Source organism: Pelagicoccus sp. SDUM812005 (assembly GCF_031127875.1).
Taxonomy (GTDB): domain Bacteria; phylum Verrucomicrobiota; class Verrucomicrobiia; order Opitutales; family Opitutaceae; genus Pelagicoccus.
Map to the genome: position 1 here is coordinate 1 of NZ_JARXIA010000067.1, position 837 is coordinate 837.

Below are 837 nucleotides of genomic sequence, written 5' to 3' on the forward strand. Positions count from 1 at the left end.
AAACGCATATAGCGTTTCCGGCTAGGTCCGACTCGGACCGCGGCTTGTTCAACCATGGGCCAATGCGAACCTACGGTTCGAAGGTCCCTTTATTGTTCTACTTGATTGATATTACTTTCTTTTCGATCATCGAAATAATCGCGTTTCTTCCGTCGGAAAGAGTGAATCCGACTTTTTCGTCGGTCACAAAGTTTACATCTCTGAACCAATGATATTTTGGTGAAGTGCTCATCATCTGATCTGTCTTGATGTCTTCTAGGTCATCGATGAATTCGTTTAGTGAGTATTCTATAACATTTCCATCCTGTTTGATTATTTGAATGCAGGTTTGATCTATTCTCCAGATTCGGTGGTCCCCGACGATATGGACTATTCGGTCTCCACTTTCGGACAGCCTGATGATCGAAAACAGCGAGTCGTATGATGAAATGGTGGCTGACCATGATTCGCTGAGGTCCGATGCCAAACGAACTTCCATCTTTTTGTTTGGGTTGTCTTTACGGATGAAGTACTCTTTCGACGATCCTTCGATGACAACGAATTCAGGAGGAGCGATCCAGCACCCAAGACACGGTATAGCGGAGAAGGCGATAAGCAGGATGTAATGGCTAATAGTTTTCATTTTTCTGTAACGCCAAGCTCTGACGCGAGCGCTTGCGCGAGTTGTCTGCGGCGCCTTGGTATGCCTGGCATGTCGATAACCTGATATGGTGAAAGTCCATTGTGAGAGACCTGAACAAAGCATCAATCACTAGAGAAGCGCAAGGGCGCAGTCGCGAGGCTGGGTCCGAAAGCAGCGTGGATCAAACCGACGAGCTGATGGACAAGAACGCCATA

Annotated in this window: 1 protein-coding gene; it reads right to left on the minus strand. The window is 47.0% G+C overall.

Translation table 11 applies throughout. The annotated features are described in order from the left end of the window. Positions 1–97: 97 nt before the first annotated feature. The gene (locus QEH57_RS24710) at positions 98–622 is read right to left on the minus strand and encodes a hypothetical protein (RefSeq protein ID WP_309009483.1); all 525 of its coding nucleotides are present in this window, start codon (positions 620–622) and stop codon (positions 98–100) included. Positions 623–837 lie beyond the last annotated feature (215 nt).